This window comes from Lachnoanaerobaculum sp., assembly GCF_057250505.1.
In genome coordinates, this window is the sequence record NZ_DBHIEQ010000003.1 from 1 (window position 1) to 22446 (window position 22446).

Here is a 22446-nt window from a genome sequence, read left to right on the forward strand (position 1 = left end):
TGCGCCTTCAGGGACTCGAACCCTGGACAAATAGATTAAGAGTCTACTGCTCTACCAACTGAGCTAAAGGCGCTTGTTTTAAGTTTTTGTGTTTGCTGTTCGCTGAACACTCCGATATAATACAATATATACAAACATATGTCAACACTTTTTCAAAAAAAATTTAAAATTTTTAAAAAAGTCTTTCAGCCATGTTTTTAAAGCTTTAAACGGCTTACAATGTTCTATATGGTGGCAAGTTTTATTACTTTACTATATAATAGATGAGAGAAAATCTTATCTAAGGAGATCGTCATGGAATTTAGACAATTGGAAGCCTTTGTGGCTACGGCAGAACTGAAAAGTTTCTCACAGGCGGCAAAGTATTTATATTTATCACAATCAACAGTAAGTTCACATATACAAAATCTTGAGGACGACCTGGGCAAGAAATTACTTCTTCGTACCACCAAGTCAATTACTCTGACCTCTGAGGGGGAAGCCTTCCTTGCATATGCCAGAAAGATAGTGGAGACCAAGGATCAGGCCATACTATCTTTGCAACAGACAACCAAGAAATTGATACACCTCGGAGCTTCCTCCATTCCGTCCACATACCTTTTGCCGCAGATAATATCCGAATTCAGGCAAAAACATCCTGAGGTACATTTCAGTATTTGGCAGGGCGGCAGCGATGAAATAGGTGAACTTTTACAAAACGGCAGTGTGGACATAGCATTTACAGGCAAGGATGTAAGTTCTCCGATGTGTGAAAGTATAAGGGTGTGCAGCGATCACCTTATGCTTGTCACACCTGCTACTGATGAATACCGACAACTCAAGGAAAGCAATGCAAAAATATCCGATATATTGAAACACCCTATGATACTTAGGGCAAACGGTTCAGGTACACAGTTTATTGCAAGTAAGCTGCTTGAAAGCCTTGGAATAAAGAAGACTGAGTTGAATGTAGTTGTACAGACAAACGACCTTGAATCTATAAAGCATATGATAGTAGGCGGTGTAGGCATCAGTATATGTTCAAGATTTTCCGTTCAAAATCTTTTGGGAAGTAATCAGATAATTACCTATCCTCTTGAAAGTGCCAAAACCAGATATTTTTCACTGCACTGCATGAACTCAAAAAAGATAGTCCCTGAAATCAAGCTCTTTATAGATTATATACAGGAAATGATATCCGAGAAAAAATTTGAAAACATCTGATAATATTAAAGACCGGCATATACCGGTCTTTATGCTTATTAGAATGTCAGTCTCATCTTATACCAGATAGTATCGCCGTGATTTGACTGTGATATACCCTCATCCTTATATCCGAATTCCTCATAAAATAATCTGAGTCCGTCTTTACAGGTAAGTACAATTCCCTTTCGTCCCCTTGCCCTACAATCCTCTATCACCTTGTTCATCACCTGATTTGCAAGTCCCTGTCCTCTGTAAGATTTTTCAGTAACTACCGAAAATATCATCTGCCACTTTCCGTCCTTTTTGTGCATTGAGGCGTCATCGTACATAATATCTGTCAGATCCTCTTCATCCGTAGCCATACCGTTTATAAAACTCTTTATAACGCCGTCCTCTTCCAAAATCCAAAAGCACTCAGGAAAGCTCTCCATTCTCTTTTTTATACTTTCCCTGCTTGCCGCCTCAGCCTTCGGATAAGATGCCGCCTCTATCGTTGCCAGTCTATCCAAATCATCAGCCTTTACATGTCTTATCATAAACCCTCCTTTAATTCATACAAAATCCTTGGACTTGTATCTTCCAAATATATTATACCAAGTCTTTTAAATTTTTGCCTCTCTATGCACTTTTGCATGGTTTTATTGTCCTCATGTGTATCTATTCTAAGTAAATTCACTTTCCCCTTTGCAAAGTCCACTATCCGCTCTACAATACCTCTTTTACTTCCGTCACTTGCGACTCTGTGTATCACGCCGTACTCGCTCTTTGAAGGAAAACGAACCTCGTATTCTTTTTCAAATCCTATTGTAAATACAAAGCAGGCAAATATATGACCATCATCCTCCATTACATAACATCTTTGATTCTTTATATCGTCTTTTGTAAGAGATTTTTCGGGCCTGTCATCTCCCCATTAATGAGGATTGCCGTGGGCTTTCATATATGCTCTTGCATACTCGTATATCTCAAATATTCTGTCAGCATCCAAGGCAGTCGCCAATCTGATATTCATTATTCCTCCCAATTTTGTTATAAAAACAGGCATATCATAGCCTCGCTACAATATGCCTAATATCTTTACGGTCCTACCGAAACCTTAATTCCAAGCTGTCCGTACGGCCACAGAATATCCATTACATTATCACTTACAGCCACACATCCCGCTGTAGGTATACCCTTTTGATAATTGCCGTGAATCATTATTGCGCCGCCAAGTGCGGTATTCCACGGAGGGCATACTTTCCTGTCAATCGCACTGTATATAGCATCTTTCTCGGCCTGAGAGATGATACCCGACTCAAATCCTCTGTCGGCAGCCGCCTTATCGGGATAAGAAAGTCCGAGTGAAAGATGATATGCACTCTTGTCATTTCTTACACAGATATAGTAATCACCGTTCGGAGTGGTCCTGTCTCCCTGCTTTTGCTTTGTTCCGTTGGCCGAGAACTCTCCGAGGCTGCAAGGCCACTTGCCTACCACCTTATTGTCGGCTATAAGTGTAAGTTCTTTGTTCATCTTACTTACATAAATTCTTGTAGACGGCTCACTCTGAACCGGTGTGTAATTGCTTGTGCTTACCTTCCTTACCGAAGCCGCGTATGCACTGAAGCTCATCAAACTGATAAGCATTGATAAAATAAGCAATGCCACAAAACTTTTTCTCTTTTTCATAAAATTCCTTTCCTAAAAATTACTTTATAAACATCGCATCCCCGAAGCTGAAGAATCTGTATTTCTCCTTCACCGCCTCTTCGTATGCATGCAAAATATTTTCTCTGCCTGCCAATGCGCTCACAAGCATCACCAAAGTGGACTCAGGTAAATGGAAGTTTGTAATAAGCGCATCCAACACCTTAAACTTATATCCCGGATATATAAAGATTTCAGTCCAACCCGATTTCTCCTCAAGATGTCCGTTTTCATCCGCCGCACTCTCTACGGTTCTGGTGCTTGTAGTTCCCACACATATGACTCTTTTCCCGTTTGCCTTTGTGCTGTTGATTATATCCGCAGCCTCTTTTGAAATCTGAAAGAACTCCGAATGCATATGGTGATCGTTTACATCGCTCACCTTCACAGGTCTGAATGTGCCGAGTCCGACATGAAGCGTCACCTTGGCAAGTCTGATTCCCTTTTCCTCTATTCTCTTAAGCAATTCCTTCGTAAAATGCAGTCCTGCAGTAGGAGCCGCCGCCGAACCTTCATTCTTTGCGTATACTGTCTGATACCTGTTCTTATCCTTAAGAGTATGTGTAATATACGGAGGGAGCGGCATTGTTCCAAGCTTGTCAAGTATCTCCTCAAAGATACCGTCAAACTCAAACTCTATGATTCTGTTTCCCTCTTCCACGATATCGCTTATAGTTCCTATAAGCAAACCGTCACCGAATTCAATCACCGCACCGACCTTGCATTTTTTCCCCGGTTTTACAAGACATTCCCAAGCGGTCTTTGACTTTCTCTTAAGCAACAATATTTCTATAGACGCACCTGTATCTTTTTTTACTCCCATAAGCCTTGCAGGTATTACCTTGGTCTCATTAAGGACCAGACAATCTCCCTCATCCAGATAGTCTATAATATCGTAGAAATGCTTATGTGTAATCTCACCTGTATTCTTATCAAGTACCAAAAGCCTTGAAGACGCTCTGTCCTCAAGCGGATCCTGCGCTATAAGTTCCTCAGGCAAATCATACCAAAAATCCTTTACATCCATATTAGTTTCCGCTCTTTGTCTCTGCTATGGATATATTAGCCTCATTCTTGGTTGTCTCACTGATACTCTCTACAGTGCTTTCTTCCTCACTTGACTCGGCACTTGAAGTTTCAGCTGCAGTACTTGTCTCGTTAGCGGCCGCAGTCTCATTTGTCGAAGCGTTCTTAACCCAGATAGAGTAAAGTGTACCAAGCTGAATATCGCTTGTTACGGCTGCGGCAAGGTCCTTTCTCATCTGTGCATCAAGTGCAATGATATCCTCGGACTTTGAAACTTCATCCACATACTTCTTTTCGTCCTCGGTCATCTTGTCGTTTTCCACCATATAGAAAGCGTCCTTAGGATTTTCCATAACATATGTCCAAGTAAGCATAGGCGCCTTTGTATCAATGTCGTGAAACTTTACATTTGAACTGATAAATACCACATATGAGTTCGGCTCATATCCCTTTGTCACATAGGTAACTGTATCATCAAACGACTCATAAACCTTGGCTTCATCGTTAAGCTTCGATTGTAAATCTGCAAGTCCGTCCTCGTCACTTCTTCCGAATACATTGTACATTCTTCTTGCATCCGCATTGACCTTTGAGTACTGATAGTTCTTTACAAGCTCCACTATACCCGGAATCGGATCCTTTTGCATACCGTAGGTCTTATAATCGGATAACTTCTTTTCCTCTTCAGACATTGTAGACTCAGGTACCGTAGTTGTCTCCTCAGTGCTTTGAGTTGTTGTAGCGACATTCTTGCTGCACCCTGTAGCTACCGCCATTATTACCGCCATCATACCCAGCCCTGTTATTATTTTTCTATTCTTCATAACTTCCTCTTTATACTAATAATACTGTTTAAACTGCTTTTATACATAGACCTGCCTTTGCAAAATCCATATAGACTTAAAAACATACTTTTATAATTTTATCAAATTTCGAAATAAAAATCACCTATCAATTTATTATAAAAAATGATATAATTTTCTAATATTTGTGATACCGATGTTTATTTACATCCGGCATCATAATATAAATTTTTGTATCAATAGCGTATCGGATAACGCATCAGACTCCGACTCTGAAGATGGTGGGTTCGATTCCCACTTGATACATTTTAAGGAGTAATATGTTAAAGGACGAAGTTTTAAAAATATTGCTTTCAAGCGACAGCCATGTATCCGGTCAGGATATCTCACATAAACTGGAGGTATCAAGAACCGCTGTATGGAAAGCCGTGACCGCACTGAAAAATGACGGCTATGATATCGAGTCGGTCAATAATAAAGGATATCTTCTTACCAAGAATAAAAGTATTCTGAATGAAGCTGAGATAGAAACCTCTATGCATCTGTATGACTGCAAGGTTTTCCCTAAGGTTTTATACTTTAACAGTATAGACTCCACCAATACTTATGCCAAAAAGGCGGCGGATTCCATACCATCGGATTTTCTTGTAGTGGCCGATACTCAGACCCTGGGCAGAGGTAGACTTGGCAGAAGTTGGAGTTCGCCAAGCTCTACAGGTATCTATATGAGCCTTTGTATCAGACCGAATATTTCACTTGAAAAGGCTTCTATGATCACTCTCATTATGGCAACCGCAATCTGTGATGCAATAGAGGAACTTTACCATATATCTCCTCTTATAAAGTGGCCGAATGACATCGTTATCAACTCAAAGAAAATTTGCGGCATACTTACAGAAATGAGCTCAGATATGGACGGTATAAAGTATATTATATCCGGAGTCGGAATCAATGTATATGATACCGCATTCCCCTACGATATAAAGGATACCGCTTCTTCACTCTTACTTGAAACCGGTATCAAGGAAGACAGAGCAAAAATAATTTCAAGTGCCATATATCATTTCTATGAAGACCTTGATACTTTTATGCAGACCGAGGATATGAGCATCCTCAAATCAAAGTATGAGAGCCGTTTAGCCAATATAGGAAGAGAGGTCATGATACTTGACCCTAAGGGCGAGTACCCTGCCACTGCACTGGGTATTGATGAAACAGGAGCCCTGCTTGTAAATGCAAACGGGAAAATAAAAAGAGTAATAAGCGGCGAAGTAAGCGTCAGAGGAATCTACGGCTATACATAAGCTTTTAACACGAAATATCACACAAATAAAAAATAACCCTTGTAAAATCAAGGGTTAAACTCAAGCTGCTGACGGGACTCGGACCCGTGACCTCCTCACTACCAATGAGGTGCGCTACCACCTGTGCCACAGCAGCATCTACATAATACTAGCATAAAGATAAATAGCTGTCAATATATGTGCCGCAACTTCAGCCGCCTTGACTTTTATCTTAAAGATGCTAATCTTATAAAAAAGGAGGTACTATGTTTAATATAACTGACGGTAGAATTTATATGAATGATGATGCGGGCAAGATGATTGCCGAGGTCACATTCCCTAACTTAGATGACAATACAATAATTATAGACCACACCTTTGTGGACGACAGCCTAAGAGGGCAGGGTATAGCCGCCAAGCTTATGCTTGAGGTAATAAACTATGCCAAAACTCACAATAAAAAGATAAAGGCAAGCTGTTCATACGCCGTAAAGTGGTTTGATAAAAACAAGGATGAGTATAAAGATATCTATTTAGGATAGTATATAAAGCATATTTTTTACATATGTTTTATTATTTGCTTGATTTACCTATTACCTACCTGTATAATAGGATTATAAATAAAGGTAGGTAATAATATGAAAATTTCAACAAAGGGACGATACTCACTGCTTGTAATGATTGATTTGACCGAGAATCAGTCGGATGATTTTATACCGCTTCGTGATATCGCCAAGAGACAGGATATATCGGAAAAGTACCTTGAAAGCATTATAAAACTACTTGTAAAAAACAAACTGCTTGTAGGCTTAAGGGGCAAGGGTGGCGGCTATAAACTGACCAAGAGACCAAGCGACATCACGGTAGGTGAGGTACTTAGAATTGCAGAAGAAAATATAATGATTGATGAAGAAGATACTGACAGTATGTATCGTACCAGCGAATATCGCACTATAGATATGTGGAGCAGACTCTCAAAGATGATCAACGACTTCTTTGACAGTATATCCATAGCGGATTTGATAGTGGAAGATCCGGGAAACGACTTCATCATCTAAAAAAAAGGTTTTACCCTATACATTTGTATCCGGTAAAACCTTTTTTATAAATATATTATTTCTCTGCCGCTATCTTTACTATCTCAACAATCACATCAATAGCCTTCTTTATGGACTCTACACTGACAAACTCAAATCTGCCGTGGAAGTTTTCACCGCCTGCAAAGATATTCGGAGTCGGCAGTCCCATAAATGATATCTTGGAACCGTCCGTTCCGCCTCTGATAGGCGCCTTGTTCACCTTTATTCCCAAAGTCTCCATGGCCTTTGTTGCAATATCCACACTTCTTGTGTCCTTCTTTATGATATCCGCCATATTGTGGTACTCGTCATGCATTGAAAGCTTCACTCTTTCTATATCATATCTCTCATTGATATCCTCACAGACCTTCTTCACAATATACTTTTTATTCTCAAAAAGAGTCTTGTCATGGTCTCTGATAATATATGTCAGACTTGCATTTTCCACATTTCCGTGAGCCTCTATCAAATGTATAAAGCCCTCTCTGTCTTCAGTCTTTTCAGGCACACATACAAAAGGCATTGCATTTTGTATCTCTCTTGAGATTGTAAGAGCATTTATCATCTTATTCTTTGCATCTCCCGGATGTACACTCTTACCGAGTATATCAATCTTAGCTTCGGCGGCATTAAAGCACTCAAACTGAAGCTCACCTACCGCGCTGCCATCCATGGTATAGGCAAAGTCACAGCCGAAATCTTTTACATCAAAGTGATCGGCACCTACACCGATTTCCTCGTCACATCCGAAAGCCACACGTATCTTACCGTGCTTTATCTGCGGATTGTTTATAAGATACTCCATGGCGGACACAATCTCACATACACCGGCCTTATCGTCCGCACCGAGCAGTGTAGTGCCGTCAGTAGTGATAAGAGTCTGTCCGATATAGTTTCTCAGATTCACAAACTCCTTTGGTGAAAGTACAAATCCGCTGGCTCCAAGTACAATATCATTACCGTCATAATTTTCATGAATTTGCGGTGAAATATTCTCCGCATTAAAGTCGGCAGTATCCACATGTGCAATAAATCCTATTACAGGAGCATCTTCCACATTGGCGGGAAGAGTCGCAGTGAGGAATGCGTTCTTTTCATTTATCTTCACGTCTACAAGGCCTATCTCCTTTAACTCCTCACAAAGATCTTTTAAAAACTCCATCTGTGAAGCTGTGGACGGAATCACTACCCCCGCCTTGGTATCGTCCGATCTTGTATTCTTCTTAACATAACCTAAAAATCTATCTAAAAATTTCTCCATATTTCCCTTTCTATAATCTCACTTCAAATATATTCTGATTTTTGCATACAGATTCCAATATACTCTTTATATAGACTGAAGTAAAGCTCTCAGGCTGCTCTTCCCAAAGCCTTATTCCCTCTTCAAATTCATCGGCATCAAAAATCTCGCCTGCAAAATATTTCTCATTCATTTTTACAAAGGCCTTACCCATTTTTTCAATATCCGACTCACTGATATCCTCAAACCCATGTGTCTTAAACAGCCTTACAAGCTGCCTTTCTCCGACACCGTCAAACTCATGCCTGCTGATACTTTTAAAACCGTCTACCGCTTCAACTTCCAAAGACTGTGTCAAATATTTAAAACTCTTACCGTCATATACAATATTTGCAAAGTGATTCGGCGCGACCGCCAGTGAGGATGTAACTATTTCCGCCACACCCCTGTCTTCAATATGTTGTATATGCATATGACCGCTTAAGTTCAATTTTACATTGTACTTCTTATAAAGCTCTTCTATCCTTTGCGCATTCTTTATCATAAAACCTTCCGTAAACATAAAATTATGCTCCAAAAGATTTTGGTGACTGACTCCAAGTATATGTACATCAGGCTTTGATATCTCCTTTAATACATTCTCAAGCCAAATAAGAGCCTGTTCACCTAAATAATTTTGACTGTATGAGTTTGTATCAAGCATTATAACATAGAGACTCTTAGAAAGCTTTGCCACATAGCTCGCGGAAGACTTATCAAAATACTCTGCATGAGAGTATCCGCAGTTATGATAAATCTCTTGAAACTCCTTAGCGGAAACGCTCTCCACCTTATAGACCTCATTGCCCCGAAAGCCCATACATCTTTCATGGTTTATATCGTGATTGCCGGGTATCAGATACACAGGCACTCCTGCGGCAACTATATTATCAAGCTTTGCAGCCAGTTCTATATGACTTATTCTTTCACTGTTGAATGTCAAATCTCCAAGCAAAATGAGAGCATCAGGCTTTCTTTTTATAACTTCAAGCACAAACGCATCCATAATCTCTTCGATATATGTCATCACCTTGCCGTCGCTCTTAGACATCACATTGCAAAAGGCCTCTCCACCGTCATTGATACTCTTTGAAAGGTAGTGAAGATCTGTAGCCACCATAATATTCAAAGTTTCTTCACTCATACAAAATTCCTCTTAATCATAGCTTTCCAAGAATGAATGCTTAACGCCGTTCTTCTTATATGCTATCACCGTATCCAGGCTGACATTCTCCACACTTCTGAAAATATTCTTCTCAATATACGGATTCTTTGCAGCCAACTCCCTTATAAGTTTCTTTACCTCGGCTCTCATAGAGCCCTTATCGCCGGTCTCAGATATCGAGCAGTTATCTGTAAGTCTGCAGGCACATCTGATAAAATTCAGTTCATTATACTTTGCCCAATGTATTATATCGTCTTCCCTTATCAGATAGAGCGGTCTGATAAGTTCCATACCCTCAAAGTTTGTGGAATGGAGCTTGGGCATCATTGTCTGTATCTGAGCCCCGTATAACATACCCATCACTATAGTCTCTATAACATCGTCAAAATGATGTCCCAGCGCAATCTTGTTGCAACCAAGCTCCTTAGCCTTTGCATATAGATGTCCTCTTCTCATCCTCGCACACAGATAACATGGAGACTTCTCATCCTCCGCCACAATATCATATATGGAAGACTCAAACACCGTTATAGGCACATCCAAAAGCTTTGCATTGTCAAGTATTGTCCGGTAATTGATATCGTCATATCCCGGATTCATCACCAAAAATACAAGCTCAAAGTTTTTCTTGCCGTGACGAAGCAACTCCTGAAAAAGCTTTGCCATAAGCATGGAGTCCTTGCCGCCCGATATACAAACCGCAATCTTGTCGCCGTCTTTTATCAGCTCATACTCATTGATTGCCGCAGTGAACTTTCTCCAAATACTCTTTCGAAACTTCTTTATTATGCTTCTTTCAATATCCTTAGCTTTATTATCTTCCTTACGGCTTTCACTCTCATTTTTTAAAAACTCGTTCAGCTTAAGCTTCATATAGGCTTCATAGCCGCCCTTTAGATTGTATACATTCTCATAGCCCAAACTCTCAAGTTCTTCACTCAGATACTCTGTCTTATTACCTGTAGCACAGACCAGACATATCACATCGCTTTTATCAAACTCCTCAATCCTTTTTAGCAATTCATCTTCGGCTATATTGACAGAGTTCGGTATATTGCCTCTTACAAACTCATGCTCAGGTCTTATGTCAATCACTGTCACATCCGGCTTTTCAAGCAGCTTCTCTATAACAATTTCCATCAAATCTGTTTCCTTACTATCAAGTAGTCGTCATTATTCCTATAATACGGGCAGGTAGTATATTCACTGCTCCTCATCCTTATGTAGTCGTCCTCGTCCATATCCACATCACATATATAACCTTCCTCATCTTCGTCATATATATAATTTATGCAAAAATCGCAAATCATAGTATTACCTGTTCTTTTTCACTTCTCTTTGGTAGTCCTCAGGAGCATACTCCCTAAGCCAAATCTCCTTTGCCATCTCCAAAAGCTTGCTGCCGCTAAGCACCGCCTCAAATGCCAAATACTGCGCGGCTCTCTCACTCCTTGACAGCGGCACCTTAAGAGTCGGAGGAGACTTAAAGATTATATCATTATAAATATTTTCCATCATCATCCTCATTGCCTCAACTGCTTAGATTCAAGTATAGCATATATAGTTAACGCACACAAATATAATAAAAAGAGCCCCTCAGGGCTCTTAAAAATCATTATATCAATCAGCCTTCCTTAGAAAACTCATCCTTACCTACTCCACAGAGCGGACATACAAAATCATCAGGGAGATCTTCCCACTTTGTTCCCGGAGCTATTCCATTATCAGGATCTCCTACTGTCTCATCATATTCCCATCCGCAAACATCACATACATATTTCATAAATTACACCTCTACCTTCCATAAACCATGTAAATTGCAATACTCATAAGCTGCCTCTAATTTCTCACCATCCTGTAAAACAAACTCTGCATGCGGCTTATCATCAGGTGTAAGTCCCTTATACTGTTTACCAAGATTTGTCTCAATCATGATAAACTGAATATAATGCTCAGGTGTCATAGGGTGATCAACACTACCTACATTAACAACAACCTTATTTCCTTCAACAGTAACTGCCGGTACGTGCTTCTCCTTAGCCGCATCAGTTGTATTGGCCTTTAAAAGCTGCATCTCATCACCGCAGCAAGTAAGTGTACCGCCACCGTTAACTACTACTGAAACAATATTTCCACAGTGTGCACAACGATAAAACATATTTCCTCCTTATTTCTTTGCCTTTAACAAATCTCTTATTTCCTCAAGAAGAACAACATCATCTGCCTTTTTAGGAGCCTCTACCTTCACTTCCTCTTTCTTCTTAAACTTCTCTATAAGCCTTACGAAGAAGAATATACAGAATGCGATGATGAGGAAATCAACTACATTTTGGATAAATGAGCCGTATGCTACAGCATTCTCGGCAACATCTCCATGTGCAGGAGTGATAACTAACTTCAAATTTGTGAAGTTGATACCGCCTGTCAGAATAGATATGATAGGCATAATCAAATCATTTACCAAAGATGTAACTATCTTACCGAAAGCCGCACCTATGATAACACCTATCGCCATGTCCAAAACATTGCCCTTAAAAGCAAACTCTTTAAAATCTTTTAACATTTGTCCTCCTATATTCTTCGGTCATGCGTGAGCTTAACATAAATCAAACGACTAATTTAATTTTGCACAACCTCAATGTGCTATTATTATGTACCATATCTAAGAAAATGTCAAGTACTAATAATAAGAATTATTCTTGTTTTTGAAAATATACATAATCTAAAATACTCACAATATTTCTTATACCCATTAACCCCTGTACAAAAAAGAGAGACACCCTCCCATAGGAAAGTATCCCTCTCGCATTAGATTTATCAGATGCCATGAGGCTTCGCCACGCTCCACCTCAAGCCTATAAAACCTATAAAATTACCTGAGATTATTCATCAAGACGAACCCAATCTACTGTGTAGTTAGATGTCTTAACCTTGTAATCTTCTCCATCCTTCTTTGTACCGCTCTTAACCATAGCACCTGTTGTGTTAACAACATATGCCTTAGCTCCTGTAGGAAGGTTGTTGAGCTCGTACTCTGTGTACTCTACGTCACCGTTTGACTTTTTATGCTGTTTAGATCTTGTGCTGTATGCAGCAAGAGCATCTGCTACGCTCTGCTTTGAAACAAGCTGATTATTTCTGTCAAGTACAACAATCTCTATCTTGTTATCACTGTCAGCTGTAGCAAGCTTACCACCGATATAGAACTTGTGGTCACTCATACCAACAATACCTACACCCTTCTTAGAACCGTTCTTCTCAAACTCGAATGTAAGCTTCTCGCCGTCGATATCAACGTTCTGCTTACCTGTCTTCATAGAACCGTCATCGCTGCTACCGAAGTAGTATGCTCTAAATTTTCCTGACTTGAATGAGCTGTCATTAGCCTTTACAAATGCATCATAGCGATCCTCTGTATCATATCTGTTCTCATCGTCAAGCTTCTCAACGATATCCTTTGAGCTGTAACCTGCACCGGAAGCGTTACCCTGCATCTGAAGTACTACGAAACCGTCAATCATTCTACCATAGTTATCGAATGCATACTTCTTACCGTTGATAGTCTTAATCTGGTTTGTAACAAGCTTTCCGTTACCGTCTGAGTAATACCAATAGTCAGTACCGTCCTCATACTTATCCTTCTGGAGATAGTATCCAGGAGTTACCTTAAACCAACCCTTTGTATATCTGGCACCGTCCTCAGGTGTTGAGTAGTTCATGAATGTGTTTGAGTATGTTGCAATACCCTGTGTACCGCCATCCTTAACAGATGCATTAGATGTTGTAGCCTTTGTTACCCAACCTGCGTTCATACGACCGTACTCATCGAAGCCGTACTTTCTTCCGTTGATTGTCTTACCTGTCTGATCCTTCTCCTTCTTACCTGAAGCCTTGAAGTAGAACCATCTTGTCTGATCCTCATCCCAGTAGTTGTCACCAGGCTGAGCATCTGTTGACTGATCATCTTTTATAGCAATCTCTTTCCAGCCTTCAGCCATAGCACCGTCGTTCTCATCACCGAAGTAGTACTGAGAATCCTGCCAAGCATTATCATCGTACTGAGTCTCGCCGTCTTTTACCCAACCGTACTGCATCTTACCGTCAGTATTGAATGTGTACTTCTTACCGTTGATAGTCTTGAGTGAAACGTCACCTGTAGATGAATCACTTCTCTTGTAAGCCTTACCGTTAGCTCCGAAGTAATACCACCACTGATTTGGCTCGTTCTCGTCGCCTGCGTTCTCATTGTCAACTGCTACCCAACGATTTGTAACCATAACACCGTTTACATCAACGTAGTATGTATCACCGTTGTCGTCGATAAGTGAATCAACAGCCATCTCCCCTTTGTCATCAAGATAGTACCAGTAATCACCTGACTTCTGCCACTGCTCTGTTACCTTCTCTTCGTTTCTGTTATAATATACCCATGTACCGTTCTCCTGTTGCCAGCCTGTAGCAGCAAATGCTGTCATAGCTCCGCCAACTGAAAGAACTGCTGCTGCTGAAATTAATGCAGCAATCTTTGTTTGCTTTCTCATAATGAATGCATCTCCTTTTTGAAATCCTTTTAAAAATCTAATGCGTCCTTTGGGTAAAGGTTCTTTGTTAAGTCCTTTCCTTCAGGACACTCACAGTATATAACTTTATTTTATATGTTACAATATATTTTCTTTTTCTGATTTCTTACGAAAATATTACAAAAGTTTATTTCTACTACGAATCTGTGTACTTATCCTATCTATTGTGCTAATATGTTCAATATATGTATAATTTTATTGTTTTTGAACTTGCATAAGGAGTACTTATGAATAAATACGCTTATTTACTTAGAGAAATATTTGAATGTAATACAATCACACAAAGAGAACTGGCAGAGAAGATGTTGCTCTCACTTGGCAGTGTCAACACTCTTATAAAAGAAGCACTCACACTTGGCTATATAACCAAGTGTGACAACATGACCGTTTTGACCTCGTCAGGACTTGAGTATCTTGATACATTTAAGGTGGACAGAGCAATTATTATGGCGGCAGGCTTCGGTTCGAGATTTGTTCCGCTTACATTTGAAACTCCTAAAGGTCTGCTTGAGGTCTTTGGTGAAAGGATGATTGAACGCCAGATAAAGCAGCTTCATGATGTAGGCATTTACGATATCATTATTGTTGTAGGTTATCTTAAGGAGCATTTTGACTACCTCATAGATAAGTATAATGTAAAGCTTGTATACAATCCCGACTATTCCACTAAAAATAATATTTCCACTTTGCACTATGCCGCAGAGTATATAAAAGGCTCTAATGTCTACATATTATCTTCAGACAACTGGATGCGTGAGAATATGTACCACCGCTATGAGCCGTACTCATGGTATTCTTCTGTATATATGGAAGGAAATACAAATGAGTGGGTACTTAATTTTAATAAAAAGCGCGAGATTACAGATATAAAGGTAGGAGGCAAGGACGCCTATGTGATGTACGGTCCGGTTTATTTTTGTAAAGATTTTTCAAATGTCTTTATACCTATACTTGAAAAAGCATTTTTTACTCCGGGAAGTGATGACTGGTACTGGGAAAATGTTTTTATGAATGAGATAAAGGCTAAGAATAAGGATTTGCCTGCAATGCATATCAATCCGCAAACTGACAATCAAGTCTACGAGTTTGAAAATCTTGAAGAACTTCGTGCATTTGATGACAGGTATAAGGAAAACAGCGGAAATATCGCACTTGAGCTTATTGCAAATGTCTTTGATATTCCACAGAGTCATATAAAAGGTCTGCGTACGCTTAAGGCCGGGATGACCAACAAGTCCTTCCTATTTGAAGTGAACAATCAAAGCTATATTTGCAGAATACCGGGAAAGGGTACAGATGTACTTATCGACAGGAAGCATGAGTACGACTCATATATGGCAGTAAAAGACTTACATATTACAGAAAAAATCATCTACTTTGACAGAAAAAGCGGCTACAAAATTTCCAAGTTCTATGACGGTTCAAGAAATGCCGACCCTAAGGATGCAGGGGAGATGGGCAGATGTATGAAACTTTTAAAGAGTCTGCACGATAAAAATATACAGGTTAATCACAGCTTTGATATTGCGGAGAGAATAGAGTATTATACCAAGCTTTGTAATGAAAGCGGGGGAATATCTTTTGAGGATGTATCTTTTGTCCAACAAAATATTAAGATATTACTTGAACTGCTTGATAATATGAAATCACATAAATGTTTGTGCCATATTGACAGTGTTGCAGACAACTTTATCATCACGGCTGATGACAGGATAAAGCTTATTGACTGGGAATACGCCGGTATGGCTGAGCCTATAATAGATGTGGCTATGTGTTCTATCTATTCTTACTATGATAAAGAGGAAGCGAACGTACTTTTTGAAAGTTATCTGCAAAGAAAACCTACCGACTTAGAGTATAAAAAGCTCTATGCGTATATGGCTCTGAGCGGTTATCTTTGGGCATTATGGACTGTATATAAGTCAAATATCGGTGAGGAATTCGGTGAGTACTCTCTGAAAATGTACAGATACGCCAAAGACTTCTTTGTGGAGGCAATGAGAGATTAACCCAAAATGAAGAGGCAAGGAGTTAGGGCTCCTTGCCGTTTTTTCTTAATCCACACTTACACTTATTCCGCCTCTTCTTTCACTTGGCTGGATAAGCACCGTCACCTGATCGTTTCCAAGCCACTCGAAAGTATAGGACTCACCTGATGCCTGTCCTATAAATGTCTTCCACGATACATCGGCTCTTATCTGAGGATCTCCCATACCGTTTTTACTGAACCAGCATATTACGGCGTCAGGGTCTACCGCAATACTGTCCATAGATTTTACATTGGATAAAACCAAAGGATTGCCGTCAGACAAAAGTGCCACATAGGCATCATTACCTCTACCGACAAGTGTTGTTGTGGCAAGGCCTTTTTGTGAAAGCACACCTATTCCCAAAAATCTTACTGAGTAGTCACAGTCATTGGTAAACGCCAAAATATTTTCAGACTCTACAGATACTGTCTCACCTATAGCCAGCTTATATACCACTACATGCTGTCCGTAGTGAGCATAGTATGTTGTGGAATTGCCGTGCATATTCGCCTTCATAAGAGGTATATTCTCACCTGTAACTCTTCTTACCAGCTGTCCGAATATCGCCTGTCCTATACTGCCTCCCGGTCCAAGTATCATCTTCTCAAAAGAATAATTCTTCGCTCCGGCATTCTCGCCCGCTATGAAAGCACCCGCCTTCGCAATCAATGTGTCATTACCTTCACAGGTAACCTTAAGTGTCAACTCGTTAATAACTTCAAATGTCAGCATACTTCCTCCTTATATAACCTGTACTCCATAAAATTCACAAAGACCTGCCAAATCTTTGTTTACTCCGTTTCCTATTGCATTAAATTTCCATACACCGTTATGCAAATATATCTCACCCATCATCATGGAATTGATATTGTTATAATATTCCTCCACCAAAAACGATGCCAACTCCGTATTATTTAAAGGATCCACTATCTGAATATAGGCATCCTTCAACATACTGAAATTCAGTGAGTTTTCAAGTGCATCATTGATGGTCATTACAAAAACTATCTTGGCTACCGCCGGATTCAAGACGGCTGTGTCTATATCAAATACTTCCAATACATTTGCAGTCTCCACATTCTTAAACAATACACTTTTTTCAGGGCTGCTTTCCTGACCGTAGAATACAAAATAGTCATCGCCGACCACTTTTCCGCTTCCCGACAGCAAAAATGCCGATACATCCACATCACAGATGGGATTTTTCACATTCCATCCGAAGTTTACCTTTATCTTCTTTGAGCCGAAGTTAAGCGGCACCTTCTGCCCCTTTGAAACCCTCTTTGTAAGACTCGGTAATGTGATATGTGTTGAATTATTACTTTGTCCGCTACCTACAGCACCGCCTTGACCTACCGCAGCCGCCTGTATACCGCCTTGAACGGACGTAGCCGGCTGCACAACACTTTTTGCCGCGCCGGTATTTTGTGAAGATGCGGCATCTTTTTTCTTATAATATGAAGTATTCAAGAATTCTACATTTTCACTTGTCAGTACTATACCTTTCTTTTGATTCAAGTTTTCCAAATAACTTGCACTGATAGGTTTTGTAACATTCATTACAAAAGTACTCATATTCACCTCTCTTTCTTAACCTACATCAAGACCTGAGTGATACGAATAATTTCCGATACAGGCAAGTAATCTGTGAAAATCCGTATCCTCCAGCCTTTCAGGCATTATTTCTATATTTAAAAGTTTAAATATTTCCTCACATCTCTCAATACATCTGTCAAACAGTTCAGGAAAGCTTTCTCTCGAATATATGCCTTTATCCCAAGGATTTATCCAAATCTCATGATTCAGATTGAAAGTCTTCTTCGCATCAGGTATCTCATCCGAAAGTATCTTTTGTGATACTATAGGCGCTTTCAAAAAAATAGTCTCTATAGCATTTATTCTGTTCTTTTTTCTGCCCGTAGGATCCGCCAATGTCCTCACGCCGAATCTCATCGCAAGTACTGACCTGTGTACCATTGCAGACGTCACTCTGAAATTGTTCTTATATGTTATCGGGTAATATGTCTTATTGATCACTCTTGCAAGAAAATCCGAGACAAACTGTATCTCAAAGCCGTTTAGCGCAAGTGTTGCAGCCTGATTGAACTCCGAAGTCTTCTTTTTCTTATATTTTAACAAGAGCAATGTATCTATATCGTTCTCAAGTGCCGCGTGCATACCGTATACATAGGCACTGTTTTTACCGCTCTCATGTCCGATTCTGGCATAGACATAAGGATGACAGATATAATCACCCACATAGTGACAAAGAAATCCTGCAATATAGCTGATTGCCTGTTGTTTCTTTTGCACCGATTCCATGCTCTGTATCTCATACATTGCATTTGCAAAGAAATCATTTACATGGCTTTCATGCATATATGAGCCTACATTTCTGTAGTCTCTGTGTCTTAATATCGGTATATTATAAAAGAACATATCAGGACCTTGCAGCCCAAGCTGATACAACCATCTGTATTTGGAGATGATATGCTTTAACCCTGAGTTTTCAAGCTGTCCGTATGCCTTTACACCCAAGATATAATGTGTTGTAAATCCAGGCATCTTCACTCCTTAGTATATTCATAGACCTTCGTCAAATAGTAATCAGAAAAAAGTCCCTCATATTCATTAAAAATATTTTTTATATTTAATTTCTTATGTGCAAAGCCTATATCTGCAAGCTCTATCATACCTTTGTCAATTTCCGTATCACCTGCCGCAAATATTCTTTCACCTTTATATTCATTTATAAAGCGTCTTACCATATCGGCCTTGTTTAATTTCTTCGGCATTATATAAAGCTTTTCTTTATTATATAAAACTTCCACCAAATCAATGTTCAACTCAGACTTAAGGTCTTTTACCACATCCTCAATATCATCGCATTTTGTAAAGATAAAAAGGTTATCTATATTTCTGCATTCAAATATTCTTCTTTTATCTTTTTTCAGCATTGTGAATGCTCTTTGTCTTTCATCAGCTGAATCCGCTATGATTTCAAGGCTCTTTAAATACCATTCATCATCCGGCGCTCCGTCCTTTAAAAGCTGACCGCCGTTTGCACATAGTACATACTTCGGAACTATACTTAAATTTATCCTTTTGTACTGAATAGATGTCCTTGTAGTAACAGGGACTATCAGGAGTCTTTTGTGCAGTTTCTTCAAAAGTTCATAGGAGTACCTTGACATAAAGCTGTTATCTTCTCCTTTATAAACTTCCACACTCATCCTGTCTTTTATATCAGTTTTCTTTGAATAAATCAAAGTATTGTCCAAATCTGTAAATAAAATATCCATAAAGACAGTTTAACACTTTTTTATAAAATAGTCATTTTAAAAAATTTTGAAGTATGTATATTTTTCACCTTTTATGACTAGGACTGTTCTTGACAATATTTCACTTGTCGGAAATATATTGAATATTATGTTTCTGACTGAATCTCATATATCCTAAGACTGTAAGAGCGGCAAACCTGCTTCCTTCTATTATAATTTCCGTATTATGGGGAACACTCCTTACTTAAATACAAAAAGGACCCGGTATTTTGTACCGCCCCTAAACGTTAGACCAAAATATCACGATTAGGATGTCGGTATTTTTATGGCAAAACATAGTTTTGAATTCAAAAAGAAAGTTATTTTAGAGTATTTGGATGGTAAAGGCGGAACGTTACATATTTCTAAAAAATATTGACTTGGTTCTAATCCACAGCTACGTAAATGGATTAATGTATACAATAAAAGTCTACTGTGTAAACAAAAAGAAAGCACAACGTATACTGTAGAAGCTTGGTTTACAGGTTACTTCTTTCATTCGAAAGATCCGTAAATATGGATATGTGTAATGGTGAAATTATAAACTATGGAATTGACAAGCACACTTCAGCAAAAAATGTCATGATAACTCTGTTATGGAGAACTTCTTTGGATTAATAAAACAAGAAATCTATTATGGTGTTATTTACTATAGCTATGATGAGCTAAAGTCAGAAATCGAACAATACATAAAGTATTACAATGAACAAAGAATTAAAGAAAAACTAGGATGGCTAGTCCGCTGCAATACAGGCTTAGACTCTTGGCTGCATAAAAATAGCGTGGCAGCTATATAAACTGCTACGCTAAAAAAGTCTAACTTTTCGGGTCACATCAATCACCCTGAATTTTTTCAATATAATGTGCTTACTACTAATACTCTCTTTTACTACTCTCACATAGTTAATAATGTATAAATTTATATATTTTTATAATTATAACCTTTTCAGTTTGTCGGTCATCAATGTGTAGACCTCTATATTCTTGTCAAATGTAGTCTTTATAATACCTGCTATCTCATTCGTGTATCCCGGTGCTACTATCACTATCGCCTCAAGTTCTCTATTTCTTGCATCATCAGGTGAAATGATCTTAATATGCGATTCCGGTGCAAATCTTCCCTGCTTAAAAGGTGCCGAATCTATGATGCAGTCCACATACTTTGCAATACCTGTTGTGGAGCAAAGTGTAAATCCTTGGTGTGACGCCCCCCATATTGCTATCTTTGAATATCCCTTTATCGTATCAAGTACTTCTTTGGCAATGTCTGTCTTCTTTAAGATAATACCGCTTATATCAGGTAACTTTCTTTTTTTCACTATCACTTCAATAGTATCTCTGTTGACCGTCCTTGACTCAAGTACCTCAAATCCGCTTATATTTAAAAGATGTGTAAGACTGTCAAAATTGTAGTATGCGATATGGTCCGGGATTATCTCATAGAAGCTGTTCTGCTCCAATATATACTCAAAGCTCGGAACCGTAATAAGTCCGTATCCTTCTTCCAACAGATTGTTATAAATTGCTTTTAAATATGTTCTCGGATGCGGCTGATGCTCCAAAAAATTAAATGACATAAAGGCATCAAAAGGACCGTTCTTAAATACATGGTCTTCACTCTCCGGAAAGTCTTCATCCACTCTAAGTCCTGCTTCTTTTGCAATCTCTACAAGTTCCTTTTTATGCTCCGTACCGTAGCCTTCTACCGGAAAACCTTTAAGCATACCTAAGAACTCTCCTCTGCCGCAGCCGACTTCTATTATCTTCTTACCTTCAAGGGACGCAAACTCTATAAAATGTTTGTATTCACTCTTTCTTAAGTCTTCCATTGTAGTGGAATATCCGCCCGCTCTTATAACATCTCTGTAGTAATAAACCGCATCATTTTTTAACTGTACCAGATTACAGTCCTCACAGACACAAAGCGACACTTCTATACCCTTATCTTTATCAAGTTCTTCCTTTGTCGGTATATCCTGGGCACTTGCAGGCATATTTTCAATCTCCATAAGTTCATGTAATGAACCGTTACAACTAATACATCTTTTCAAATCCGTCTCCTAAACCTTATATACAATCTTTTATTCCCTTTTCAAATCCGTAGCTTTCAACAAAGCCTATTCTACTTAGACGTTCAATGTTTGGATTTAGAAAAGGCAACCCCTCACTTGCAGCTTCCTTTTTCTCTACGACTATACCGCTGCTGCTGTTCAACAGTCTCTTTATCTCTTTTACATAGTCCATAAGTATCCTGTTTGTCTTTCCCGCCACGTTGAATACAAACTCACCTTGTAAGTCTTTTTTTGAAAGCAGAGATATCGCTTCACATAGGTCTTTAATATATATATAATTCCAAGACTGTATACACTCTCCTATATGTACATCTTTATTCTCTTTAAAATTCCTTATACAGGTGGATATGAGCGATGTCTCATGGTCACCGCTTCCAAACACCGAAAAGATACGCATATGTACATACCCTATTCCAAGGCTGTCTCCAAGATTTTTGAGTTTACTCTTAAGTTCCAATTTGGCTTTGCCGTATTCGGACTTAGGGTTTGTAGGTGCATCTTCACTTTGCCTTGGTATGGCGTTTATATCAAAGTCATTGCCGTACTTTGATTCAATATCTGCAAGTGTCTGTCCGTATTCCGCCTGTGAACCTGCAAACAGAAATCTTTTTGCACCTCTCTCCTTACATACCCTCATAAGCTTTATGGCGACATTTATATTCTCTCTTTGGATATTTACATCCATTCTGCCTTCTTTACCTATGCCGCCCCACGCCAGATGTATACATATGTCAAAATCCGTGTCCAGTCTTTCTATATCTTTCATATCAAGGACTATAAGTTTGAATTTATTATTTGCTTCATACTTTAAAAGCTCATCCCCTCCTCTTGCATTTTCTCTGACCAAAGCAAGCACTTCTTCCTCCTTTGAGAGAAAGTATTCCACCAGATGTCTGCCTAGGAATGATGCGGCCCCTGTGATAAGTATTCTCATA

Annotated in this window: 25 protein-coding genes, 3 tRNA genes and 1 pseudogene; 7 read left to right on the top strand and 22 right to left on the bottom strand. The window is 39.1% G+C overall.

Going from position 1 to position 22446, the window contains the following annotated elements; genetic code table 11:
- Positions 1-73 (bottom strand) — tRNA-Lys (locus ACO6FI_RS01975).
- A 221-nt stretch (positions 74-294) separates the two neighbouring features.
- Between ACO6FI_RS01975 and ACO6FI_RS01980 the strand changes: the two genes are divergently transcribed.
- Positions 295-1203: a selenium metabolism-associated LysR family transcriptional regulator gene (locus ACO6FI_RS01980; RefSeq protein WP_485455877.1), complete on the top strand. Its 909-nt coding sequence runs from the start codon at positions 295-297 to the stop codon at positions 1201-1203.
- A 38-nt stretch (positions 1204-1241) separates the two neighbouring features.
- Here ACO6FI_RS01980 and ACO6FI_RS01985 read toward each other — a convergent pair whose 3' ends face one another.
- The 5 genes from ACO6FI_RS01985 to ACO6FI_RS02005 all read right to left on the bottom strand — a co-directional run bounded on the left by ACO6FI_RS01985 (position 1242) and on the right by ACO6FI_RS02005 (position 4724).
- Complete coding sequence (locus tag ACO6FI_RS01985) at positions 1242-1721, bottom strand: GNAT family N-acetyltransferase (protein ID WP_485455878.1); 480 nt, start codon at positions 1719-1721, stop codon at positions 1242-1244.
- On the bottom strand, positions 1718-2032 hold the full coding sequence (locus ACO6FI_RS01990) for a hypothetical protein (protein ID WP_485455879.1): 315 nt from the start codon (positions 2030-2032) through the stop codon (positions 1718-1720). The genes ACO6FI_RS01985 and ACO6FI_RS01990 overlap by 4 nt, the downstream gene beginning before the upstream one ends.
- A 230-nt stretch (positions 2033-2262) precedes the next feature.
- Entirely contained in the window at positions 2263-2856 is a 594-nt protein-coding gene (locus ACO6FI_RS01995) for a L,D-transpeptidase family protein (RefSeq protein WP_485455880.1), read from the bottom strand.
- A 19-nt stretch (positions 2857-2875) separates the two neighbouring features.
- Positions 2876-3901: a tRNA preQ1(34) S-adenosylmethionine ribosyltransferase-isomerase QueA gene (gene queA / locus ACO6FI_RS02000; protein WP_485455881.1), complete on the bottom strand. Its 1026-nt coding sequence runs from the start codon at positions 3899-3901 to the stop codon at positions 2876-2878.
- 1 nt (position 3902) lies between these two features.
- Entirely contained in the window at positions 3903-4724 is an 822-nt protein-coding gene (locus tag ACO6FI_RS02005; protein ID WP_485455882.1) for a hypothetical protein, read from the bottom strand.
- A 212-nt stretch (positions 4725-4936) separates the two neighbouring features.
- Here ACO6FI_RS02005 and ACO6FI_RS02010 point away from each other — a divergent pair.
- A tRNA-Arg gene (locus tag ACO6FI_RS02010) sits at positions 4937-5009 on the top strand.
- Between the two features lie 14 nt (positions 5010-5023).
- Positions 5024-6007 carry a biotin--[acetyl-CoA-carboxylase] ligase gene (locus ACO6FI_RS02015; RefSeq protein WP_485455883.1) on the top strand — a complete coding sequence of 328 codons (984 nt, stop codon included), beginning with the start codon at positions 5024-5026 and terminating at the stop codon, positions 6005-6007.
- Positions 6008-6070: 63 nt separating this feature from the next.
- Here ACO6FI_RS02015 and ACO6FI_RS02020 read toward each other — a convergent pair.
- A tRNA-Thr gene (locus ACO6FI_RS02020) sits at positions 6071-6143 on the bottom strand.
- A 109-nt stretch (positions 6144-6252) separates the two neighbouring features.
- On the opposite strand from ACO6FI_RS02020, the gene ACO6FI_RS02025 reads away from it, so the two are divergent.
- Positions 6253-6528 (top strand): GNAT family N-acetyltransferase, encoded by a 276-nt coding sequence (locus tag ACO6FI_RS02025; RefSeq protein ID WP_448946497.1) that lies wholly within the window; start codon positions 6253-6255, stop codon positions 6526-6528.
- 96 nt (positions 6529-6624) lie between these two features.
- The gene (locus ACO6FI_RS02030; protein ID WP_485455884.1) at positions 6625-7044 is read left to right on the top strand and encodes an RrF2 family transcriptional regulator; all 420 of its coding nucleotides are present in this window, start codon (positions 6625-6627) and stop codon (positions 7042-7044) included.
- A 55-nt stretch (positions 7045-7099) separates the two neighbouring features.
- Here ACO6FI_RS02030 and pepT read toward each other — a convergent pair whose 3' ends face one another.
- From pepT to ACO6FI_RS02075, 9 genes are all read right to left on the bottom strand, one after another.
- Positions 7100-8326, bottom strand: coding sequence for a peptidase T (pepT, locus tag ACO6FI_RS02035; protein WP_485455885.1), 1227 nt, complete (start codon positions 8324-8326; stop codon positions 7100-7102).
- A 10-nt stretch (positions 8327-8336) separates the two neighbouring features.
- Positions 8337-9488, bottom strand: coding sequence for a metallophosphoesterase (locus tag ACO6FI_RS02040; protein ID WP_485455886.1), 1152 nt, complete (start codon positions 9486-9488; stop codon positions 8337-8339).
- A 12-nt stretch (positions 9489-9500) separates the two neighbouring features.
- Positions 9501-10649, bottom strand: a complete 1149-nt coding sequence (locus tag ACO6FI_RS02045; protein WP_485455887.1) for a rhodanese-like domain-containing protein — start codon at positions 10647-10649, stop codon at positions 9501-9503.
- The gene (locus ACO6FI_RS02050) at positions 10649-10819 is read right to left on the bottom strand and encodes a DUF6472 family protein (RefSeq protein ID WP_009446124.1); all 171 of its coding nucleotides are present in this window, start codon (positions 10817-10819) and stop codon (positions 10649-10651) included. The genes ACO6FI_RS02045 and ACO6FI_RS02050 overlap by 1 nt, the downstream gene beginning before the upstream one ends.
- A 4-nt stretch (positions 10820-10823) precedes the next feature.
- Positions 10824-11024: a hypothetical protein gene (locus ACO6FI_RS02055; RefSeq protein WP_485455888.1), complete on the bottom strand. Its 201-nt coding sequence runs from the start codon at positions 11022-11024 to the stop codon at positions 10824-10826.
- Positions 11025-11133: 109 nt separating this feature from the next.
- Entirely contained in the window at positions 11134-11292 is a 159-nt protein-coding gene (locus ACO6FI_RS02060; protein ID WP_040458062.1) for a rubredoxin, read from the bottom strand.
- A gap of 3 nt (positions 11293-11295) precedes the next feature.
- On the bottom strand, positions 11296-11667 hold the full coding sequence (locus tag ACO6FI_RS02065; RefSeq protein ID WP_485455889.1) for a desulfoferrodoxin family protein: 372 nt from the start codon (positions 11665-11667) through the stop codon (positions 11296-11298).
- Positions 11668-11676: 9 nt separating this feature from the next.
- A complete protein-coding gene (gene mscL, locus ACO6FI_RS02070; protein WP_485455890.1) occupies positions 11677-12072 on the bottom strand; it encodes a large-conductance mechanosensitive channel protein MscL in 396 nt (131 codons plus the stop codon).
- A gap of 319 nt (positions 12073-12391) precedes the next feature.
- A complete protein-coding gene (locus ACO6FI_RS02075) occupies positions 12392-14050 on the bottom strand; it encodes a cell wall-binding protein (protein ID WP_485455891.1) in 1659 nt (552 codons plus the stop codon).
- Positions 14051-14316: 266 nt separating this feature from the next.
- On the opposite strand from ACO6FI_RS02075, the gene ACO6FI_RS02080 reads away from it, so the two are divergent.
- Positions 14317-16098: a sugar phosphate nucleotidyltransferase gene (locus ACO6FI_RS02080; protein WP_485455892.1), complete on the top strand. Its 1782-nt coding sequence runs from the start codon at positions 14317-14319 to the stop codon at positions 16096-16098.
- A gap of 45 nt (positions 16099-16143) precedes the next feature.
- Here ACO6FI_RS02080 and ACO6FI_RS02085 read toward each other — a convergent pair whose 3' ends face one another.
- Genes ACO6FI_RS02085 through ACO6FI_RS02100 form a run of 4 tightly spaced genes read right to left on the bottom strand, consistent with a single transcriptional unit; the run spans position 16144 to position 19421 of the window.
- Complete coding sequence (locus ACO6FI_RS02085) at positions 16144-16851, bottom strand: AIM24 family protein (RefSeq protein ID WP_485455893.1); 708 nt, start codon at positions 16849-16851, stop codon at positions 16144-16146.
- A gap of 9 nt (positions 16852-16860) precedes the next feature.
- Positions 16861-17694, bottom strand: coding sequence for a TerD family protein (locus ACO6FI_RS02090; protein WP_485455894.1), 834 nt, complete (start codon positions 17692-17694; stop codon positions 16861-16863).
- 15 nt (positions 17695-17709) lie between these two features.
- A complete protein-coding gene (locus ACO6FI_RS02095; protein WP_485455895.1) occupies positions 17710-18684 on the bottom strand; it encodes a zinc dependent phospholipase C family protein in 975 nt (324 codons plus the stop codon).
- A gap of 2 nt (positions 18685-18686) precedes the next feature.
- Positions 18687-19421 (bottom strand): HAD hydrolase family protein, encoded by a 735-nt coding sequence (locus ACO6FI_RS02100; RefSeq protein WP_485455896.1) that lies wholly within the window; start codon positions 19419-19421, stop codon positions 18687-18689.
- Positions 19422-20017: 596 nt separating this feature from the next.
- On the opposite strand from ACO6FI_RS02100, the pseudogene ACO6FI_RS02105 reads away from it, so the two are divergent.
- Positions 20018-20214, top strand: a pseudogene (locus ACO6FI_RS02105) (IS3 family transposase); the annotation flags it as partial.
- Between the two features lie 160 nt (positions 20215-20374).
- On the opposite strand, the gene ACO6FI_RS02110 reads toward ACO6FI_RS02105, so the two are convergent.
- Both ACO6FI_RS02110 and ACO6FI_RS02115 read right to left on the bottom strand, forming a co-directional pair.
- Positions 20375-21490, bottom strand: a complete 1116-nt coding sequence (locus ACO6FI_RS02110; RefSeq protein WP_485455897.1) for a class I SAM-dependent methyltransferase — start codon at positions 21488-21490, stop codon at positions 20375-20377.
- Positions 21491-21506: 16 nt separating this feature from the next.
- Complete coding sequence (locus ACO6FI_RS02115; RefSeq protein WP_485455898.1) at positions 21507-22445, bottom strand: NAD-dependent epimerase/dehydratase family protein; 939 nt, start codon at positions 22443-22445, stop codon at positions 21507-21509.
- Between the last annotated feature and the right edge of the window lies 1 nt (position 22446).

Excerpts from the sequence above, each read along its gene's own strand:
- ACO6FI_RS02050 (WP_009446124.1), bottom strand. The coding sequence starts at position 10,819 with ATGATTTGCGATTTTTGCATAAATTATATATATGACGAAGATGAGGAA.
- ACO6FI_RS02055 (WP_485455888.1), bottom strand. The coding sequence starts at position 11,024 with ATGGAAAATATTTATAATGATATAATCTTTAAGTCTCCTCCGACTCTT.
- ACO6FI_RS02060 (WP_040458062.1), bottom strand. The coding sequence starts at position 11,292 with ATGAAATATGTATGTGATGTTTGCGGATGGGAATATGATGAGACAGTA.
- ACO6FI_RS02075 (WP_485455891.1), bottom strand. The coding sequence starts at position 14,050 with ATGAGAAAGCAAACAAAGATTGCTGCATTAATTTCAGCAGCAGCAGTT.
- ACO6FI_RS02045 (WP_485455887.1), bottom strand. The coding sequence starts at position 10,649 with ATGGAAATTGTTATAGAGAAGCTGCTTGAAAAGCCGGATGTGACAGTG.
- ACO6FI_RS02095 (WP_485455895.1), bottom strand. The coding sequence starts at position 18,684 with ATGCCTGGATTTACAACACATTATATCTTGGGTGTAAAGGCATACGGA.
- queA (WP_485455881.1), bottom strand. The coding sequence starts at position 3,901 with ATGGATGTAAAGGATTTTTGGTATGATTTGCCTGAGGAACTTATAGCG.
- ACO6FI_RS02080 (WP_485455892.1), top strand. The coding sequence starts at position 14,317 with ATGAATAAATACGCTTATTTACTTAGAGAAATATTTGAATGTAATACA.
- ACO6FI_RS02100 (WP_485455896.1), bottom strand. The coding sequence starts at position 19,421 with ATGGATATTTTATTTACAGATTTGGACAATACTTTGATTTATTCAAAG.
- ACO6FI_RS01980 (WP_485455877.1), top strand. The coding sequence starts at position 295 with ATGGAATTTAGACAATTGGAAGCCTTTGTGGCTACGGCAGAACTGAAA.
- ACO6FI_RS01990 (WP_485455879.1), bottom strand. The coding sequence starts at position 2,032 with ATGGAGGATGATGGTCATATATTTGCCTGCTTTGTATTTACAATAGGA.
- ACO6FI_RS01995 (WP_485455880.1), bottom strand. The coding sequence starts at position 2,856 with ATGAAAAAGAGAAAAAGTTTTGTGGCATTGCTTATTTTATCAATGCTT.
- pepT (WP_485455885.1), bottom strand. The coding sequence starts at position 8,326 with ATGGAGAAATTTTTAGATAGATTTTTAGGTTATGTTAAGAAGAATACA.
- ACO6FI_RS02030 (WP_485455884.1), top strand. The coding sequence starts at position 6,625 with ATGAAAATTTCAACAAAGGGACGATACTCACTGCTTGTAATGATTGAT.
- ACO6FI_RS01985 (WP_485455878.1), bottom strand. The coding sequence starts at position 1,721 with ATGATAAGACATGTAAAGGCTGATGATTTGGATAGACTGGCAACGATA.
- mscL (WP_485455890.1), bottom strand. The coding sequence starts at position 12,072 with ATGTTAAAAGATTTTAAAGAGTTTGCTTTTAAGGGCAATGTTTTGGAC.
- ACO6FI_RS02005 (WP_485455882.1), bottom strand. The coding sequence starts at position 4,724 with ATGAAGAATAGAAAAATAATAACAGGGCTGGGTATGATGGCGGTAATA.
- ACO6FI_RS02090 (WP_485455894.1), bottom strand. The coding sequence starts at position 17,694 with ATGAGTACTTTTGTAATGAATGTTACAAAACCTATCAGTGCAAGTTAT.
- ACO6FI_RS02065 (WP_485455889.1), bottom strand. The coding sequence starts at position 11,667 with ATGTTTTATCGTTGTGCACACTGTGGAAATATTGTTTCAGTAGTAGTT.
- ACO6FI_RS02040 (WP_485455886.1), bottom strand. The coding sequence starts at position 9,488 with ATGAGTGAAGAAACTTTGAATATTATGGTGGCTACAGATCTTCACTAC.
- ACO6FI_RS02025 (WP_448946497.1), top strand. The coding sequence starts at position 6,253 with ATGTTTAATATAACTGACGGTAGAATTTATATGAATGATGATGCGGGC.
- ACO6FI_RS02115 (WP_485455898.1), bottom strand. The coding sequence starts at position 22,445 with ATGAGAATACTTATCACAGGGGCCGCATCATTCCTAGGCAGACATCTG.
- ACO6FI_RS02085 (WP_485455893.1), bottom strand. The coding sequence starts at position 16,851 with ATGCTGACATTTGAAGTTATTAACGAGTTGACACTTAAGGTTACCTGT.
- ACO6FI_RS02015 (WP_485455883.1), top strand. The coding sequence starts at position 5,024 with ATGTTAAAGGACGAAGTTTTAAAAATATTGCTTTCAAGCGACAGCCAT.